This window comes from uncultured Dysosmobacter sp., assembly GCF_947631165.1.
Lineage (GTDB): Bacteria > Bacillota > Clostridia > Oscillospirales > Oscillospiraceae > Oscillibacter.
Genome location: NZ_CANRKH010000013.1, coordinates 33955 through 52644, shown reverse-complemented (window position 1 = coordinate 52644; position 18690 = coordinate 33955). Strand labels below are relative to the sequence as shown.

The 18690-nt window shown below is 59.9% G+C and carries 18 protein-coding genes; 8 read left to right on the top strand and 10 right to left on the bottom strand.

All coding sequences use genetic code 11. The features are described from left to right. Positions 1–12: 12 nt before the first annotated feature. Positions 13–729, bottom strand: coding sequence for an NAD-dependent protein deacylase (locus tag Q0Z69_RS08270; protein WP_298031970.1), 717 nt, complete (start codon positions 727–729; stop codon positions 13–15). Between the two features lie 166 nt (positions 730–895). Between Q0Z69_RS08270 and Q0Z69_RS08265 the strand changes: the two genes are divergently transcribed. The 8 genes from Q0Z69_RS08265 (at position 896) to Q0Z69_RS08230 (ending at position 7740) form a co-directional block, all read left to right on the top strand. Then, positions 896–1231 (top strand): arsenate reductase family protein, encoded by a 336-nt coding sequence (locus Q0Z69_RS08265; protein ID WP_298031968.1) that lies wholly within the window; start codon positions 896–898, stop codon positions 1229–1231. Positions 1232–1374: 143 nt separating this feature from the next. Further along, complete coding sequence (locus tag Q0Z69_RS08260) at positions 1375–2223, top strand: YihY/virulence factor BrkB family protein (RefSeq protein WP_298031965.1); 849 nt, start codon at positions 1375–1377, stop codon at positions 2221–2223. Between the two features lie 246 nt (positions 2224–2469). After that, entirely contained in the window at positions 2470–3711 is a 1242-nt protein-coding gene (locus tag Q0Z69_RS08255) for an aminopeptidase (RefSeq protein WP_298032018.1), read from the top strand. An 83-nt stretch (positions 3712–3794) separates the two neighbouring features. Further along, complete coding sequence (locus Q0Z69_RS08250; protein WP_298031962.1) at positions 3795–4277, top strand: gamma carbonic anhydrase family protein; 483 nt, start codon at positions 3795–3797, stop codon at positions 4275–4277. 48 nt (positions 4278–4325) lie between these two features. Continuing rightward, entirely contained in the window at positions 4326–5498 is a 1173-nt protein-coding gene (locus tag Q0Z69_RS08245; RefSeq protein WP_298031959.1) for an AI-2E family transporter, read from the top strand. Positions 5499–5683: 185 nt separating this feature from the next. Further along, positions 5684–5902, top strand: a complete 219-nt coding sequence (locus tag Q0Z69_RS08240) for a helix-turn-helix transcriptional regulator (protein WP_298031957.1) — start codon at positions 5684–5686, stop codon at positions 5900–5902. Beyond that, a complete protein-coding gene (locus Q0Z69_RS08235; RefSeq protein WP_298031954.1) occupies positions 5892–6653 on the top strand; it encodes a DUF3169 family protein in 762 nt (253 codons plus the stop codon). Before Q0Z69_RS08240 ends, Q0Z69_RS08235 begins: the two co-directional genes overlap by 11 nt. A gap of 199 nt (positions 6654–6852) precedes the next feature. Then, positions 6853–7740 (top strand): hypothetical protein, encoded by an 888-nt coding sequence (locus tag Q0Z69_RS08230; RefSeq protein WP_367272269.1) that lies wholly within the window; start codon positions 6853–6855, stop codon positions 7738–7740. A gap of 142 nt (positions 7741–7882) precedes the next feature. Here Q0Z69_RS08230 and udp read toward each other — a convergent pair whose 3' ends face one another. The 9 genes from udp to uvrA all read right to left on the bottom strand — a co-directional run bounded on the left by udp (position 7883) and on the right by uvrA (position 18646). Continuing rightward, entirely contained in the window at positions 7883–8650 is a 768-nt protein-coding gene (gene udp, locus Q0Z69_RS08225; RefSeq protein WP_298031951.1) for a uridine phosphorylase, read from the bottom strand. Between the two features lie 108 nt (positions 8651–8758). After that, positions 8759–11152: an endonuclease MutS2 gene (locus Q0Z69_RS08220; RefSeq protein ID WP_298031949.1), complete on the bottom strand. Its 2394-nt coding sequence runs from the start codon at positions 11150–11152 to the stop codon at positions 8759–8761. A 337-nt stretch (positions 11153–11489) separates the two neighbouring features. Beyond that, positions 11490–11948 carry a hypothetical protein gene (locus Q0Z69_RS08215; protein ID WP_298031947.1) on the bottom strand — a complete coding sequence of 153 codons (459 nt, stop codon included), beginning with the start codon at positions 11946–11948 and terminating at the stop codon, positions 11490–11492. A 48-nt stretch (positions 11949–11996) separates the two neighbouring features. Continuing rightward, the gene (recO, locus tag Q0Z69_RS08210; protein ID WP_298031944.1) at positions 11997–12773 is read right to left on the bottom strand and encodes a DNA repair protein RecO; all 777 of its coding nucleotides are present in this window, start codon (positions 12771–12773) and stop codon (positions 11997–11999) included. 252 nt (positions 12774–13025) lie between these two features. Continuing rightward, complete coding sequence (locus Q0Z69_RS08205) at positions 13026–13625, bottom strand: carboxylesterase (RefSeq protein WP_298031941.1); 600 nt, start codon at positions 13623–13625, stop codon at positions 13026–13028. Between the two features lie 302 nt (positions 13626–13927). Further along, positions 13928–14827: a GTPase Era gene (gene era / locus Q0Z69_RS08200; protein WP_298031937.1), complete on the bottom strand. Its 900-nt coding sequence runs from the start codon at positions 14825–14827 to the stop codon at positions 13928–13930. Between the two features lie 39 nt (positions 14828–14866). After that, positions 14867–15367 carry a hypothetical protein gene (locus Q0Z69_RS08195; RefSeq protein WP_298031934.1) on the bottom strand — a complete coding sequence of 167 codons (501 nt, stop codon included), beginning with the start codon at positions 15365–15367 and terminating at the stop codon, positions 14867–14869. Between the two features lie 27 nt (positions 15368–15394). Further along, the gene (locus Q0Z69_RS08190; protein WP_298031932.1) at positions 15395–15814 is read right to left on the bottom strand and encodes a nuclear transport factor 2 family protein; all 420 of its coding nucleotides are present in this window, start codon (positions 15812–15814) and stop codon (positions 15395–15397) included. 3 nt (positions 15815–15817) lie between these two features. After that, positions 15818–18646 (bottom strand): excinuclease ABC subunit UvrA, encoded by a 2829-nt coding sequence (gene uvrA, locus Q0Z69_RS08185; protein ID WP_298031928.1) that lies wholly within the window; start codon positions 18644–18646, stop codon positions 15818–15820. Positions 18647–18690: the final 44 nt, after the last annotated feature.

Genomic DNA, 18690 nt, shown 5'->3' with positions numbered 1-18690 from the left:
CTGCTCTGCGGATCACAGCTGGGACAGTACCTCGCCGATCGGCTCGGTGATGACCAGTCCGGCGGCCAGGTCTCGGGCCACCGCGGACTTGTTGATCAGCACCAGCTTGCGGCCCCGGTAGTAGTTGATGAGTCCGGCGGCAGGGTAGACATTCAGGGAGGTGCCGCCGATGATGAGCATATCCGCCTCGGCAATGGCCTGGACGGCATCGCTCAGCGTCTGCTGGTCCAGCCCCTCCTCATACAGCACCACGTCCGGCTTGATGGGACCGCCGCATGCACAGCGGGGCACGCCCTGGCTGTGGAGCATGAAGTCAAAGCCGTAAAACTTTCCGCATCGCTCACAGTAGTTCCGGTGTACGCTGCCGTGCAGCTCCAGAACACGCCTGCTGCCGGCGGCCTGGTGCAAACCGTCGATATTCTGGGTCACGACTGCCTTCAGCTTCCCCTGTGCCTCCCACTCCGCCAGCTTGTAGTGGGCGGCATTGGGCTTGGCGCCGGGGGCCAGCAGCTTGGCCCGGTAAAATCGGAAAAATTCTTCGGGGTTGCTTTCGTAGAAGGTATGGCTTAAAATGACCTCAGGCGGATATTTCCATTCCTGGTGGTACAGGCCGCCGGTGCTGCGGAAATCCGGAATGCCGGATTCCGTGCTGACCCCCGCCCCACCGAAAAAAACGATGTTGTCGGAGCCATCGACCCACTCTTTTAATTTTTTGACTGTTTCCGTCATTTAACTCCCTCCTTAACATGTATAGTAGATACGGCCAATTCTGTGGACCAGAGCAGCAGCTCGCCCGGGCACCGTACCGGAAAGTCTCATGTTCACACAAAAGGCAAGGCCCGCCGCAAAGCACGTTCCATACAGCTAACCCACACTTCACAAAAGGAGATTTTCCATGAATATTCAGATCTTCGGTTCCTCCAAATCCTTCGACACAAAAAAAGCGGAGCGCTGGTTCAAGGAGCGCCGCATCAAATACCAGTATATCGACGTCCCTTCAAAGGGATTATCCCCCCGGGAGTACCAGTCCGTCAAGCAAAAAGTGGGATTTTCTGCCCTGGTGAACACCAAATGCCGGGCCTACGAGGACCTGTTCATGGCCTACATCACGCCAGACGCCCAAGAGGAAAAACTGCTGGAGCATCCAGAGCTGTTCATGACCCCCATCGTCCGCAACGGCAAAGAGGCCACGGTGGGCTATTGTCCCGATGTGTGGGCAAACTGGGAGTGACCATTAGAAATTAGGAATTAGAAATGAGGGATCAGGAATTTCCCCTTATCTGTCCTTCACGGAGAACTGGAAGAACGCGGCCGGCGAAGCCGGCAATTCCTCATTCCTAATGCTTCATTCCTAATTGGCAGAAAGGAGTCCTCATGAAGTTTTCAACTCCGCCGAAGAACCGCTTCCTCCGGGGCCTGTATCTGATGGCCCGGCGGTTCATGCGGCATAATGTGGGTATCCAGGGGGCCGCACTGGCGTTTTACCTGCTGTTCACCATGTTTCCGCTGATGATCTTCATCAGCGCCCTGCTGGGCCTGCTGCGGCTGGACGTGGCGGGCATTTTGCAGGTGCTGGGGGAATTCATGCCGGAGACGGTAGTGGAGGTGCTGGATGTCTACCTGACCTATGTGGGCCAGGATCCCAGCCCCCAGCTGCTGGTGTTCGGCCTGGTCTTTTCCATCTACTTTCCCATGCGGGCCGCCAACGCCCTGATGCGGGCCGTGCGGACTGCCTATCACCTGGGTCCTCCGAGAGAGGCGGTAGGCCACTGGTTAAAGACCTTGCTGTACACAGTGCTGCTGATCGTCGCCATCGCCCTGACGCTGGTGCTGATGACGGTGGGAGACCGGCTGCTGACCTACGCAGTGGTCCACTTCCGCCTGCCGGTCTTTGTGGCGGAGCTATGGGCGCGGCTGCGCTTTCCGGCAGTGGCGGTGGCCGGCTATTTCGCACTCTTCTTTCTGTATGCCCTGGCCCAGGACAGCCGCCAGCCCTGGCGGAACATCTGGCCCGGCACCCTGGCGGCCCTGGGAGCCTGGCTGATCCTCTCCTGGCTGTACGCCTGGTATGTGGAACATATCGCCCACTACTCCCTGCTGTACGGCTCCATCGGCACAGTGATCGTGCTGCTGATCTGGCTGAATCTCACCGCCGTGACTTTGATCATGGGAGCGGAGCTGAATGGGACCCTCATCAGCCTGCGGAAGGATCGCAAATCATGAACGTTTTGGAAATCCCGCCCTCCTTTTCTTTACAACCGTGGTAAAATATTTTAAAATAACACATCATACCCTCAGTGGACAAAGGGAAACGCGGTTTTTCGGGGCATCTTGAGCGGCTGGCGGCGTTATCCTCGCTGCCTAACGCCCACCCAGGACGATGATGCCGCCAGCGTTGATTTTAGCCGCTGGCAGGCGTGTTGCCCTTTGTCCGCTGGGGTTTAAAGCAACGCCCAAAGAAAGGAAGTTCTGAACTTGATGGAAGCAAAACTGAAAGAATACGCCCAGCTGCTGGTGCGGATCGGCCTGCATGTGCAGAAGGGCCAGCGGCTGGTGATCTCCTCCCCGGTGGAGTGCGCCTACTTCGCCCGGATGTGCGCCGAGGAGGCCTACGCCGCCGGCTGCAAAGAGGTTGTCATGAACTGGCATGACGACGCCATGGCCCGGCTGAAATACCTCCACGCCGGCGACGAGATCTTTGACGAGGTCCCCCTGTGGCGGCGCCACTTTTTCAACGACCACGCCCTGGAGGGCGCGGCCTATCTGGCCATCTCCGCCTCCGACCCGGAGAATTTCAAAGGGGTTGACACCGGCCGCATCATCCGCGCCCAGCAGGCCAGCGGCAAGGCTCTGAAGGATTTCGACCGCCTGCAGATGTGCAGCGGCTTCCCCTGGTGCATCGCCTCCATCCCCATTCCCAGCTGGGCCGGGACCGTGTTCTCCGATTCCAGTGCGGACGAAGCTATGGAAAAGCTGTGGGACGCCATCTTCTCCGCCGTCCGCATCAGCGGCGACGGCAAAGCGGTGGAAAAGTGGGAGGCCCATCTGGCGACCCTCCATGAGCGGATGGAAAAGCTGAACGCTTTGAACTTCAAATCCCTGCACTACACCAACTCTCTGGGCACCGACCTGACGGTGGAGCTGCCGGAAGACCATATCTGGGAGGCAGGCGACGACGTGACCCGCTCCGGCCAGACCTTCATCGCCAACATCCCCACAGAGGAGATCTTCACGGCCCCTCTCAAGACCGGCGTCAATGGCGTGGTGTACTCTGCTATGCCCCTGGTAAACGACGGCGCTATCATTGACAAGTTCCACTTTGTAGTAAGGGATGGCCGGATCACTGAGGCCCACGCCGAAAAGGGCGAGGAAGCGCTGAAAGCCGCCGTCAGCGTGGACGAGGGAGCCAGCTTTTTCGGCGAGGTGGCCCTGGTGCCCTATGACAGCCCCATCTCCAACCAAAAGATCCTGTTTTACAACACCCTGTTCGACGAAAACGCCGCCTGCCACATCGCCTTCGGCGAGGCATACCCTTGTCTGAAGGGCGGCCGGGAGATGTCCAAGGAGGAGCTGAAGGCCAGGGGCCTCAACGATTCCATAACCCATGTGGACTTTATGGTGGGCACACCGGACCTCTCTATTGTGGGCACCACCCACGACGACCGGGAAGTGCCGGTGTTCGTGGACGGTAACTTTGCCCCGGAGATCTGACCACTTTCCCCTGCCTCCGTTGAGCGGGCAGTCACAAATCCAAACAGGCGGGCCGGTCCCGCCGTACATAGGAGGAACAAACCATGGCATATCAACTGAGAGAGACCGATGAGGCTGTTTTGATCTGTGAGGGCGCCAGGGTCGCGGGCGACGTGACTTTGGCCCCCGGAGTCAGCGTGTGGTACAACGCCGTCCTCCGGGGCGACGAGGGCGCCATCACCGTGGGCGAGAACACCAATATCCAGGACGGTGCCGTGCTGCATGAGGAAACCCACGTGGGTGCGGGCTGCACCATCGGCCACAACGCCATCGTCCACGGCTGCACCGTGGGGGACAATGTTCTGATCGGCATGGGCGCCGTGGTGCTGAACGGCGCCCGGATCGGCGACGACTGCATCGTGGGGGCCGGGGCGCTGGTCACCGGCAAGATGGACGCCCCCGCCGGGTCCATGCTGCTGGGCAGTCCCGCCAAGGTGGCCCGCGCCCTGACAGAGGCGGAGATCGAGGGCAATCGGGAGTCCGCCCGGGGCTATCTCCACGCGGCGGAGCTGTACCGCAAGGGCTGACAGCCGCCACAGAAAAAACGGCGGCGGACCGCCGGAAAGGAATGCCGAATGGAGTGGAATAAACAAACGGTGAAAAGCCTGCTGCTGGTGGTCTGCGGCGGTCTGGCCTTTTACTGCGCTTTACAGCATTTGACTGTGGTGGCCGGTGCTGTCGCCTGGTTGGCAGGGATCTTGTCGCCCTTTCTGGTGGGCGGCGCCATCGCCTTTGTACTGAACGTACCCATGCGGGCCATTGAGCGGCATCTGAGCCTTCGGGGCAAACGGAGCGTAAAGCTTCGCCGGCCGCTGGCTCTGGTACTGACCCTGATGGCCGTGGCTGCCGTGCTGACGCTGGCCTCCAGCGTTATCGGCCCCGGCGTTAGGGACGCAGTCAAATCCATCGCCAGCCAGGCCCCCTCCGCCTTTGAGCGGCTCCAGGAGCAGCTGACGGAGCTGGAGCAGTACCTGCCTCAGCTCCAGGACCTATTGGAGGGCCTGGCCATCGACTGGAAGAGCCTGTCCCAAAAGGCCATCTCCATGGCCCAGAGCTGGGGCGGCAGCCTGATCTCCTCTGGCAGTGGTTTGATTGGCGGCGTTGTCAGTGGTGTAAGCACCTTTGTCATCGGTTTGATCTTCTCTTTCTACATTCTTCTGCAAAAGGAAAAGCTGTCCCGCCAGGGGCGGCAGGTGCTGTATGCCCTGCTGCCGGAGCAGAATGCAGACCGCGCTCTGGACATCCTTCGGCTGGCCAACCGCACCTTTTCCAGCTTTCTCTCCGGCCAGTGTCTGGAAGCTGTGATCCTGGGCTCCATGTTCGTGGTAGCCATGACGCTGTGCCGCCTGCCCTATGCCCTGCTGGTGGGCGTACTGATCTCTCTCACCGCCTTGATCCCCATCGTGGGAGCGTTTATCGGCTGCGGTGTGGGTGCGCTGCTGATCGCGGTCTCAGACCCGTGGAAGGCGTTGTTTTTTATTATCCTCTTCCTGGTGCTGCAGCAGGTGGAGGGCAATTTGATCTATCCCCATGTGGTGGGGTCCTCCGTGGGACTGCCCTCCATCTGGGTCCTGGCCGCCGTAACGCTGGGCGGCAAACTGATGGGCGTGGCGGGGATGCTGTTCTTTATCCCTTTGTGCTCCGTGCTGTATGCCCTGTTCCGGGACTTCATCAAGAGACGGCTGGGTGAAAAACGGGTCCCTGTTCGAAAATGGAGGGACTCGCCGCCGGACATCAAGCAAAAATAGCTGCTTCAAGGCGCCGCATATCAGCCGCGGCTTTTGAGAGGGCCGCAGAACACAAAACCTCCGGAAACATTTCCGGAGGTTTTGTGAATTTTTTATTGACAACTATCTTTGTCATTGCTATGATTGTAATGACAAAGATAGTTGTCAATTTGACTCAAAAGGTTGTCAAGGAAGGAGTGAAGCACATGCCGCTGTATAACCGGCTGAAAGAGTACCGGGCACGGCTTGGGGTCAACCAGCAGGAGATGGGCGCGCTGGCGGGGGTGTCCCGCCAGACCATCAGCCAGATCGAGCGGGGGGACTACTCCCCCTCGGTGACGCTGGCGCTGAAAATCGCCAGGATCTGCCATGTCACGGTCGAAGATATTTTTTCCTATGAGGAGGATGAAAAGCATGGAGAATAACGCTGTAAAAAAGGACAACCGCAAGGCCCTGCCAAAGTTTCTGCTGATCCTGCTGGGAGCCGCATTGTTCGGCGGCGTGCTGGGCTTTTTTGCCGGCTGGATGGGGTATTCCAGCGTGTCGGACGCAGTGCGGGAAGTCTTGGATCACATCGTGAGCCGCTTTCTGCCCTGGGCCATCCCGGCTGTGTGTCTAGCGCTGCTGGCGGAGAGCTGGCGGCGCTACCGCAAGGCCAGAGAGCTGTTTGAGGGCTGGGATGGCAGTAATGAAGAGCCGCTGGAAACGGCAGACCGAATTCTGAACTGGAGTCTGCTGTGGAGCAGCCTGGCCATGGTTTTAAACCTCTTCTCCATCTCCATCAGCAGCTACTGTACGCTGCCTGGCAGTCCTCTGATCGTAACGGTCCTGTTCCTTCTGATCCTCGTGCTGACGATGCTGCTCCAACAGAAGGTGGTAGATCTGACCCGCCAGATAAACCCGGAGAAGCAGGGCAGCATCTATGACACGAAATTCCAGAAAAAGTGGTTTGAAAGCTGCGACGAGGCGGAAAAAGCGCAGATCGGTCAGGCAGCCTACAAAGCCTACAATGCGACGGCCAAAACGGCTATTGTGCTGTGGGTTGCGCTGGTGGTGCTGGACTTCATCTTCGGGTTCGGCCCCCTGCCCGCCTTCACGGTATTGCTGGTGTGGGGCGTGGCCCAGACGGCCTATATTTTGGAATGCATCCGCCTGGAAAAGGGAGGTTCGCGCTGATGGATACGACGCTGTTTATTATTCCGGACGCCGTTCTGACAGTCTGTGCCGCCTCATTTCCATATGATCCGCTCAAAAAACACGTATAAAACTCGTTCCATGCAGGCAATGTAACAACGGCCCCGCTTGTCAGCGGGGCCGTTGTATGATATGATGACAACATATTGAGAGTCTATCTTGTCCACAGGAGGTGGCATTTTTGAAAAAAGCTACAAAGGCAGAGCGAAAACAAGTCAAAAAACGGGAGAAAAGGAACTTTCGTCAGGCCATGGAAAAAGAGCTGCGAGAGCACAGAAGCTCCTTTATCGTATTTTATACTCTGCGGGTCCTGGTGATCGTGGCGCTGGTGCGCCAGATGATGTTACAGAACTTTGAGGGTGCGTTCTTCTGCGTTCTGACAATTTTGCTGCTCTACGTTCCCAGCTGGATCCAGGTGAAGCTGCACATCGAGCTGCCGCCGCCGCTGGAGATCACCATTCTGTGCTTCATCTTCGCGGCGGAAATCCTGGGGGAGGTCAACGCCTTTTACCAGCTCATCCCCGGCTGGGACACCATGCTCCATACCCTCAACGGCTTCCTGGCTGCGGCGGTGGGCTTCTCGCTGGTCCTGCTGCTGAATGACGATGAGCGGCTGACCTTCGATCTGTCCCCCTTCTTTCTGGCGCTGGTAGCCTTCTGCTTCTCCATGACCATCGGCGTGCTGTGGGAATTTTTCGAGTTCAGCATGGACTGGTTCTTCCACACGGACATGCAGAAGGATACCGTCATCCACGCCATCTACACCGTGGCGCTGGATACCACCAACACCAACAAAGTCATCGCCATCCCGGGCATCCAAGACGTGGCCGTCAACGGAAGGAGCCTGGGACTGGGGGGCTATTTGGATATCGGCCTCATCGACACCATGAAGGACCTGTTCGTGAATTTCATCGGCGCGGTGGTGTTCTCCGTGGCAGGCTTTTTCTACGCCCGCAGCAAGGGGCGGAAGAAAAACGCGGCTTTGAGCTTCGTTCCCAGCAAGAAGACGGCGGAACAGGATTATCTCCAGCAGCTCAAAGAGCAGGAGAACGGCGAAGCGCAGCCATAAGAATCCGTATTCAGCCGCCGTTCCGGACGGACATCTGATCTCTGCTTCCCCAACGCATCAAAGCTCCCACATGCGGAAACAAAGCCGCATGTGGGAGCTTTGATCTATATTCTGTTCCGTGCGAAACGCGGCCGGTCTCCGCTTACTCTCCCCGGTCCTTCCGAATCAGCAGCTTCAGCGCCTCCACCGCCACCTTCACAGAGGCGGACGTATCCTCGCTCATCTTCTGGTCCAGTCCGGCGGCCTCCCGCTCCTGGTTCCAGATGACGTGGAAGCAGGAGCCGCAGCGACAGCCCAGGGCCGCCGCCGCCACGAACAGGGCGGCGGACTCCATCTCGCTGGCCTTGACCCCCAGCCGCTTCCAGCTCTCCCACTTGGCCTTCAGCTCATAGAAAATTGGAGACGCCTCTGGGCTGTGTTGGCCGTAAAAGCTGTCCTTGCACTGGACCACGCCGGTGTGGAGAGACAGCCCCAGATCTTTGGCCGCCTGGGCCAGGCAGTTGGTGACGCCCAGGTCCGGCACCGCCGGAAACTCGATGGGGGCATATTCCAGGCTGGTGTGCTCATAACGGATAGCGCCGGTGGCCACCACGATGTCACCGGACTGCACATCCAGGTCGATGCCGCCGCAGGTGCCGGTCCGCAGGAAGGTGTCCGCGCCGCACTTGTGCAACTCCTCCATGGCGATGGCGGCGGAAGGGCCGCCGATGCCGGTGGAACAGGCCGTCACCTTCTCCCCCAGCAGCGTGCCGGTCCAGACATTGAACTCCCGATTCTGGGCCACGGGACGGGCGTCGTCAAACAGCGCGGCGATGGCCGGGACCCGGCCCGGGTCGCCGGGCAGGATGCAGTATCGGCCCACGTCGCCGGGAACGCAGTGGATGTGGAATTGCTTTTCCAGTTCTTGCATATCAGGCACCTCATTTTTTCTTTTATGACAGACTGTTTTCTAAAATTCCATGCCAGTTCTTTTCCAAATGAAAAATGCTTGCCTACCGCTTTACGGCGGGGCGGCGGCTCATTTCAGCGTCACCACGGTGACACCGCTCTCGCCTTCGCCGTAGACACCAAGGCGGTACTCCTTGACCGCCTTGTTCCGGCGGAGGATATCGTGGACGGCCTTTCGCAGGGCGCCGGTACCCTTGCCGTGGATGATGGTCACGGTGTCCAGATGGCCCATGACGGCGGCGGAGAGGAAATTCTCCACCACGCCCTCGGCCTCCAGCGTCTCCAGGCCCCGGATATCCAGTTCCCGGGCGGCGGAGGTCCGCAGAGCCCGGTCCGCGTTCTGCCGGACAGGGACGGCGGCAGTCTTTTTCCGGGCTGCCCGTTCGTCGTCCTCGATCAGGCGCACTTCATCCGCCCTGGCCTTCATCTTCAAAATGCCGGATTTTAATTGCAGGGTGCCGTCTTTGCCCACGGACACCACCTCGGCAGGCTGGCGGACGCCGGGGATCTCCACCAGATCTCCCGCCCGAATGGGGCGGCTGGGCTTGGGGATCGGCTCCTGGCGGGCGTCGTGTTTGGTCACGGCGTCTTCCGCCTCGTTCAGCTTCCGCCGCAGCTCCGCCCGGGCGTCGTTTTCGTTCTGCATCCGCTCGGCCCGGGCCTGGGCCTTCCGCATTTCGGAAAGCTCCGCAAACACCTGGTCGGCTGCGGCCCGGGCGTCCCGCAGGATACGCTTGGCCTCCGCCTCTCCCCGGCCCCGGGCATTCTCCTTGGCCCGTTCCATCTGCTGGCGGAACTCCCGGGCCTTGCGGGCATCCTCCTCACGCTGCTGATAGAGACGCTCGGCCTCCTGCTCCCGCTTTTCCAACGCCTGGCGCTTGGCCTCCAGCTGGGTCAGCACATCCTCAAAGCGGACGCTCTCGCCGCTCATTTGGACCTTGGCGGCCTCGATGACCTGATCCGGCAGGCCCAGCCGCTTGGAGATAGCAAAGGCGTTGGACTTGCCGGGAATGCCGATCAGCAGCCGGTAAGTGGGGCTGAGGGTCTCCACGTCGAACTCGCAGGAGGCGTTTTCCACCCCCGCAGTGGTCATGGCGAAGGTCTTTAACTCAGCGTAATGGGTCGTGGCGGCGATCCTGGCCCCCGCCTGCCGGACGTTTTGGATAATGGCGATGGCCAGGGCCGCGCCCTCCACCGGGTCGGTGCCTGCCCCCAGCTCATCGAACAGCACCAGGCTCCGCTGATCCGCTTCCGCCAAAATAGCCACGATATTCACCATATGGGCGGAAAATGTGGACAGGTTTTGTTCGATGCTCTGCTCGTCGCCGATATCCGCCAGGACCCGCTCATAGACGGAAACGGCGCTGCGGTCCGCCACGGGGATATGGAGGCCGCACTGGGTCATCAGTGTCAGAAGGCCCAGGGTCTTTAGGCTGACGGTCTTGCCGCCGGTGTTGGGACCGGTAATGACCAGGGTGTCAAAGGTATTGCCCAGCTCAATGTCGATGGGCACCGCCTTTCTAGGGTCCAGCAGCGGGTGGCGGGCCCTGCGCAGGTGGATGGCCCCGTCCCGGCGGATCTCCGGCCGCGCTGCGTCCATCCGGTAGCTGAGCTGCCCCCGGGCGAAGATCAAGTCCAGATGCACCAGGGTATCGTAGTCCCACTGGATGTCCTCCCGGTGGGCCGCGCTGTCGGCGGACAGCTCCGCCAGGATGCGCTCGATCTCCTTCTGCTCTTTGGCCTCCAGCTCAATGTATTCGTTGTTGGCCTGGACGACGCCCATCGGCTCCACAAACAGCGTGGCGCCGGAGGAGGAAATGTCGTGGACCAGGCCCGGCAGGTCCCCCCGGTGTTCCGCCTTGACCGGCACCACGAAGCGGCCGTCCCGCTGGGTGATGATGGTCTCCTGCAAAATTTTTCCGTAGGCGGGTGAGGAGATGATCTTTTGCAGTATTTGGCGGCTCTTGGCCTGGGCCGCCCGCATATGGCGGCGGATATCCGCCAGTTCCGTGCTGGCAGCGTCGGCGATGGTGTCCTCGTCGGTGATGCACCGTTTGATCTTCTCCTCCAAAAAGCGGTTGCCGTGGAGAGACAGGAACAGGTGGTCAATAGCGGTCTTTTCCACCGCGTCACTGTTGAAATACTCCCTGGTCCGGCGGGCGGCGGTCAGCAGGTCCGCGATGGTCAGCAGCTCCCGCGTGTTCAGCGCGCCGCCCCGGTCCGCCCGGTCCAGAGCCTCTGCCACCGGCTTCACGCCGGAAAAGGATGGGCTTCCGTGAAGGCCGATCATGGTCCGGGCCGCGTCAGTCTGGTCCAGCAGGCGCAGAACCTCCTCCGGCTCTATCTCCGGCCGGACGCGAAGAGCCTTTTCCTTGGCCTCGGCGCAGACCGCCTGGTCGGAGAGAAGTTGAAGCACCCGGGGCAGCTCCAGGGTCCTGATGGATTTTTCAAATAAATCGCTCATGGTATTTCCTCCCTTTGAGGCGGCGTTGGTATCTATAAACGGTGCTCAGAGCTTGAGACCGGCGAGATATTCAGAGTGGATACTCTCAGTGGACAAGGGCAGCAGCCGCGGAGAACGACCTGGCCCCGTCCGAAAGTGTATGGGCGGAGCTTCAAAGGCCAAGCCGCCCTTTTAGAACCCGTATTCATAACCGGGGGATGCCGGATGGACGAGGGAACTTTTTCGTCAGGCAAGGAGATTTTCCGCAGGCATACTGTCGTATGGCATGGGAAATCGACGCAGTCCAGGCGGAAAAAGACCCGCCCATCCAGTGTCCAACGGTTGTGCATACGGGTTCTCAGTAGGGATTCTTCTCTTTCAGCAGCCAGGGCAGCCGGTGGTTGATCTCCATCTGGAAGCAGGGCCTTGGAAAATCCTCCGGTAGCAGAAAGCACTCTGTTCGAAAGGCCACGGAAAAGCTTTCATCCACCTCGTACCACCCCGCCGGGAACATCTCACGTTCTCCCGGCCCGGCGGCTCCCTCCAGGATCGTCCCAGCCAAATGATACCACCCACCGCCGGAAAGCATTTCCGCCGTACCCTGATAATAGTCCAGTTCCCCCGGCTTCTCCGGGTCTATGCCCAAGGTATCGAAAACCTCCCGCACCGGTCGGGACAGGTTTTTCACCGCCTGGGCAAAGTTACGGCATCCGGCGCAGTCACAGGTGATCCACGGCAGCGGATGGGCATCATAATAGGCCCGGGTAGTCTCCACGTCCACCAACAGACGATAAGCGCCAAAGGTAATTTCCGCCATAATTCTCTCCTTTTTGTATAAATCCGCCAGAAATATACAAAATGTATCCTATTTCGACATCGTTTCCGCCGGCCGCAGGCTCTTGTAAAAATCCAATGTCTTGAAACCCCGCTCCAACTGGGCCGCGGCGAAGGCCTCCGCTGCGGCGGAGAGCCGGCGCAGCGGCTCCTCCCCCAGGCGGAAGGCATACAGGCGCTTGGGATCCCCGTAAATGATATGCCGTAGGGCCGCCAGAGAATCCCGGCACAGGGGCATTGACAAGGCGCTTTCCTTGACACCGCAGTTCCGACAACGGAGCACACCGTGGACCACGTCCAGCAGAGGCTGCTCCGGGGCAGGACAGCCGCAGTAGGCGCAGCTGTCCGCCAGCGGCTCATAGCCTGCCAGGCATAGAAGCTTCAGCTCGAAGGCGGGCTTCGCCAGTGTCGGCGGCTTGTGTAAGGTGGAAAGGGCATACAGCCCATTCAGCAGATGGCGCAGCAGCTCCGAAGCCGGAGTCTCCTCGGTGGTAACAGCCTCCGTCAGTTCCGCGAAGTAGAAGGCCAGAGACAGCGCATCCAGATCGGTCCGCAGGCCGTTCCAAAGCTCCAGGGTAGAGCCTTCGTTGGCATAGTACCAGTCGCCCTTCTGGTAGAGCGTCCACTCAGAATACGCCAGGGACTGGGCGCAGGCGGCGTATTTGCAGCTCTTCCGCCGGGCGCCCCGGGCTATGATGGAGAGCTTGCCCCGCTCCGCTGTCAGCAGCGTCAGGATCTTGTCGGATTCCTTTGTCTCAGTCTCCCGCAGAACGACGCCCCGGATGACGATGTACGGCGTGGACGGCAAGCCAGTCCCTCCCCTCGTATTTCCCCTATGTAGGGGCGCGGCCGCTGGCACGCCCCGGAACGGATCACAGCAGGGGCGGCAGCTCCCTGTCCCCCTCAATGGACCGGTACAGCATATAGGCCAGCGGCTCACCGGTCATGCAGAATAATTCCCAGAAAGGCTCGGATTCCATGGGGCAGACCTCCTTTTGGGATTAGTCTGCGGAAATCGTCGAAAAATATGGATGGAAAAATGCGGGCAGGCTGGAAGCTGTCAGAGCGCCTTCCGCATCCAGTCATCCAGGAAGGCAAGCTGCGCCTCCGTGTGGAACCAGTGCTCGCCGCCCTTCATAACGGTCAGTGCGGCGTCATGCGTTTTCAAAAAAGCCTCCACCGTCTCCCGGGACGTCAAATGGTCGCCATCCCCATACAGGATTTCCGTATGGGGCTTCCAGCGAATCGGATGCTCCCGAACGAAGCGCAGATATGACCAAGAGAGCGTCTCGCCAAACTCCGTGGGGATCTCGCCTTTTTCCCGAAGCTCCCGCTCCGTCACATGCGCCCAGCTCATCATATCCAGGATCAGCCGCTCCATATCCAATATGGGCGATATGAAAAGCGCTCTTTCCACTTCCCGGTCTTCCAGAGCGTGCATCGCAAAGTATGCGCCGATGCTGTTGGCAAGAACAGTGATCCGTGTATGCTCTTTCCGCAGAAGGTCATACGCCCTTCGGATATCCTCCCCCGCCAGCCACGGGAACTCTCCCCGGTAATCGACGCCAGTCACGGTGAAGTCCGGCCAGCTTTCCCGATACCGCTCCGCTTCCAAAGCGTTTCCGCCTTTCCCGTGGATATATAAAATTGCTTTCTTCATCGCATGCTCCCTGCACACGCCTATCGGCGCGGCTCGCTTCCGCTCGCGGAAAATTGGCCTTGGCAGGCTTCTTTTTATCTGTCAGTCATCATGATAGTCAAAAGACCTTACATAATTCACGTTATCCTGCCAATTTGCCCCATAAAATCCTCCATTTTATGGGGGCCCCAGAATCAGACCTGAGCGGCCAGGCGAAGCCCGCCCGCTCTAAGGTTTTGCGCCGCAAAACGCTTATACGCGCCTGACGGCGCGGCTCGCTTCCGCTCGCGGAAAATTGGCCTTGGCAGGCTTCTTTTTATCTGTCAGTCATCATGATAGCCAAAAGATCTTACATAATTCACGTTATCCCGCCAATTTTCCTTGACCTTCACCCAGGTCTCCAGATAGACTTTAGTTCCCATGAATTTCTCCATGTCATGGCGGGCCAGGGAGCTGATCTTTTTCAGCATGGCCCCCTGCTTGCCGATGATGATGCCCTTGTGGCTGGCCTTTTCGCAGTAGATGGTGGCGTCCACGTCGATGATGCCGGAGTCCCGCTCGGAGAATTTCGTGATCTCCACGGCGGTGCCGTGGGGGATCTCCTTGTCCAGACACAGCAGCAGCTTTTCCCGCAGCAGCTCGCCCATGACCTGCCGCTCCGGCTGGTCGCTGGTCTGACCGTCGGGAAAGAGCTGGGGGCCTTCGCTGGCGTATTTCCACAGTTCCTTCATCAGATCATCCAGGCCGCTGCCGCTGTGGGCGGAGATGGGGATGATGGCGTCAAAGCCGTCCCAGGCCTCGTTGTAAGCCGCGATCACCGGCAGCAGCGCCGCCGGCTCCACAGTGTCGATCTTGTTGATGCAGAGGATGGCGGGAATGTGTTCCTCCTGGATGCGCTGGATCAGCGCCAGCTCCGGGCCGCCCACATGGGGGATCGGCTCCACCAGCAGCAGGGCACAGTCCACATCGCTGAGGCTGGAGGTGACCACTTTCACCATGTAGTCCCCCAGGGCGGACTTGGGCTTGTGGAGGCCAGGGGTGTCCAGCAGGATATACTGGGTATCCTCTCGGTTCACCACGCCGTAGATGCGATTCCGGGTCGTTTGGGCCTTGTTGGAAACGATGGCGACCTTTTCGCCCACCAGGGCATTGGTCAGGCTGGATTTGCCCACGTTGGGGCGGCCGCAGACGGTGATCATGGCGACATTTTTGATGGTTGACATAGGTGATCCTCAACTTTCTTTTGAGCGTTTTTTATCATGTTACAGTCTGCCGGTCCTCCGGCAGGTATACAAAAGCTTTTCCAGCCGGTGGCGGTTATACCGCTGGATCATGGCAAAGGGCAGGTTGCACAGGCCGATGACGGCGGCGATAGCCGCGAACAGCGGCAGATTGGCCGCCGGGTCCTCACACAGCAGGCAGAACAGCAGGGACAGCCAGCCCAGCAATGCAATGCCCAGGTGGATAACCTCCGCCCGGCAAGTGTTGAAAATAAATTCTTCCAGATATTCCGCAGACATCTGCTTCCGCAGGTGCCGCTTGTCGAAGTCATTGTTCCACTGGGGCAGCCGGTCCTTCCACTTGGGCAGGGCGATACGGCGGTAGAAGCGCATCTCTCCGGCGCTCACAGTGAACCGGGGCCGCCGGTGATCGAATCTGCGGGCCTGGACCGCCGGAGGCAGGTGCGTCACAAGGCCCGCGAAACCAAAGTGCAGGCCCAGCCAGAAGGCCGTGTTCAACAGTGTCAGAATCCACCAGGGCATGACGGTCCCTCCTTCGATCCAGCTTTTTCAAAACCACAGAGCGGCCTTATCCTGGAATTTCGGAACAGGACCATCCGCATAGGGATCATACCGTTCCAGATTACAGCCAAACTCCTGCAAAAACGCGATTTTGCCGTCTGCCGTCCACTTCACCAGGGAAAGGCCGTCAAATGCCTCTTCCCTGCCGTCGTTCATGCGGTTGTGGAAAAACCACTCCACGACTGTCTGGCTGTCCCGATGGAAAAATTGTTTGATCTCCCATGTCAGGACCTTTCCCCGGGTATTCCATTCCGTAAACCAGTGACAGATCTCATCCGCACCGTGATATGCCGGTCCCCAGCTCTCGATATAGACCGTGTTCTGAGAGAAGATCGAACGAATCCCCAGGTCCTCTCCCCGCAGCCACATATCGAACCAACGGCGAATGGTTTCTTCCCGCTGTTCCATATCTCACTTCTCCAGCATTTTTTTCAAATACTGCCCCGTATAGCTCTGCTCACAGGCCGCCACGGTCTCCGGCGTGCCGGTACAGACGATGGTGCCGCCGCCGTCGCCGCCCTCGGGACCCAGGTCGACAATAAAGTCGGCGCACTTGATAACGTCCAGATTGTGCTCGATGACCACCACAGTGTTGCCGGTGTCCACCAGCCGCTGGAGGACCTCCAGGAGCTTGCGCACATCGTCGGTGTGGAGGCCGGTGGTGGGCTCGTCCAGGATATAGATGGTCTTGCCGGTGGCCAGCTTGCTCAGCTCCGTGGCCAGCTTGACCCTCTGGGCCTCGCCGCCGGACAGCTCCGTGGAGGGCTGGCCCAGCTTCACATAGCCCAGGCCCACATCCTGGAGCGTTTGCAGCTTTTTGCGAAGCTTGGGCAGGGCGGAGAAAAATTCTACGCCCTCGTCCACCGTCATGTCCAGGACCTCCGCGATGTTTTTGCCCTTGTAGCGGACCTCCAAAGTCTCCCGGTTGTACCGCTTGCCCTTGCAGACCTCGCAGGGGACAAAGATATCCGGCAAAAAGTGCATCTCGATCTTCAGCACGCCGTCTCCGGAGCAGGCTTCGCACCGGCCTCCCCGGACGTTGAAGCTGAACCGGCCCGGGCCATAGCCCCGGCTCTTGGCCTCCTGGGTGGAGGCGAACAGGTCCCGGATATCGTTGAAGAGGCCCGTGTAGGTGGCGGGATTGGACCGGGGCGTGCGGCCAATGGGGCTTTGGTCGATGTTGACCACCTTGTCCAGGTATTCCAGACCGTCGATGCGGTTGCATTTGCCGGGATGGACCTTCATCCGCATCAGCTCCGCCCCCAGGCGCTTGAACAACACCTCATTCACCAGGGAGGATTTGCCGCTGCCGGATACGCCGGTGACGGCGGTGAAAGTCCCCAGGGGGAACTCTACGTCCACATGGCGCAGGTTGTTCTCCGCCGCGCCCACCACTTTCAGAAATTTGCCGTTTCCGGGGCGGCGCGCCGCCGGGACGGGGATCTTCTTTTTGCCGGAGAGGTACTGGCCCGTCAGGGAATTCGGATTCGCCATGACCTCCTCCGGGGTTCCGGCAGCCACCACATGGCCGCCGTGTATGCCGGCGCCGGGGCCGATGTCGATGAGGTAATCGGCGGCCCGCATGGTGTCCTCATCGTGCTCCACCACCAGCAGGGTGTTGCCCAGATCCCGCAGCTCCTTCAGCGTGGCCAGCAGCTTGTCGTTGTCCCGCTGGTGGAGGCCGATGGACGGCTCGTCCAGGATATACAGGACCCCCATCAGGCTGGAGCCGATCTGGGTCGCCAGGCGGATGCGCTGGCTCTCGCCGCCGGAGAGGGTCCCGGCGCTGCGGCTCAGGGTCAGATAGCCCAGGCCCACGGACTGCAGGAAGCCCAGGCGGGAGCGAATCTCCTTCAGGATGCGGTCCGCGATGAGATGCTGCTGGTGGGTCAGTTCCAGCTTTTCGACCCACGCCAGCTCGTCCACCACGGACATCTGGGTATAGTCGTGGATATTCATGCCGCCCACCGTCACCGCCAGGGACTCCTTTTTCAGCCGGCGGCCCTGGCAGGCAGGGCAGGGGCACTCCGCCATCATCTCCTCCAGCTCCTTTTTGCTGGCGTCGCTCTGGGTCTCGGTGTACCGGCGCTCGATGTTGTTGCAGATGCCCTCAAAGGGTTGGTACAGCACGCCCTTGCCCCGGGGCTGATCGTAGTGCAGCTCCAGCTTTTCGCCCTTGGTGCCGTAAAAGATGATGTTCTTCACCTCGTCGCTCAGCTCGCACCAGGGAGTCGTCAGGGAAAAGCGGTATTTCTTGGACAGCGCGTCAAAATACATGCGGGAGATGCCGTCGGAGCGGATATTCCCCCAGCCGCTGGCCTGAATGGCCCCCTCCAAAATGGACTTCTTCGGGTCCGGGACCACCAGCTCCACATCCACCTTCAGCTGGCTGCCAAGGCCCGTACAGGTGGGGCAGGCGCCGAAGGGATTGTTGAAGGAGAACATGCGGGGCGTCAGCTCCTCGATGGAGATGCCGCAGTCCTCGCAGGCGTAGTTCTGGGAGAACATCAGGTCTCGCTCCTCCCGCAGGAGGTTCACGATCACCGTGCCGCCGGACAGGGCGGCGGCAGTCTCCACGCTGTCCGTCAGCCGCTGCTGGATGTCCGGACGGATGATGAGCCGGTCCACGATGATCTCGATGCTGTGCTTTTTGTTCTTTTCCAGCTTGATCTCCTCATCCAGCTCGTACAGATTCCCGTCGGCCCGGACCCGGACGTAGCCGGAGCGCTTGGCGTCCTCAAACACCTTGGCGTGCTCGCCCTTTTTGCCCCGGATGACAGGAGCCATCACCTGGATGCGGGTCCCCTCCGGCAGCGCCAGCACCTGGTCGATGATCTGGTCGATGGTCTGCTGTTTGATCTCCTTGCCGCACTTGGGGCAGTGGGGGGTCCCCACCCTGGCCCACAGCAGGCGGAGATAGTCGTACACCTCCGTCACCGTGCCCACAGTGGACCGGGGGTTCTTGCTGGTGGTCTTTTGGTCGATGGAGATGGCGGGGCTGAGGCCCTCGATGTAGTCCACATCCGGCTTGTCCATCTGGCCCAGGAACATCCGGGCGTAGGAGCTGAGGCTCTCCACATACCGCCGCTGGCCCTCGGCGTAGATGGTGTCGAAGGCCAGGGAGCTTTTGCCGGAGCCGCTGAGACCAGTCATCACCACCAGCTTGTCCCGGGGGATGGTGACGTCGATATTTTTCAGATTGTTGGCGCGGGCGCCTTTGACGATGATCTTATCCTGCATGAAAAATCCTGTTCTCCTTCAAAAAATGATTCCAGCTGCGGCGC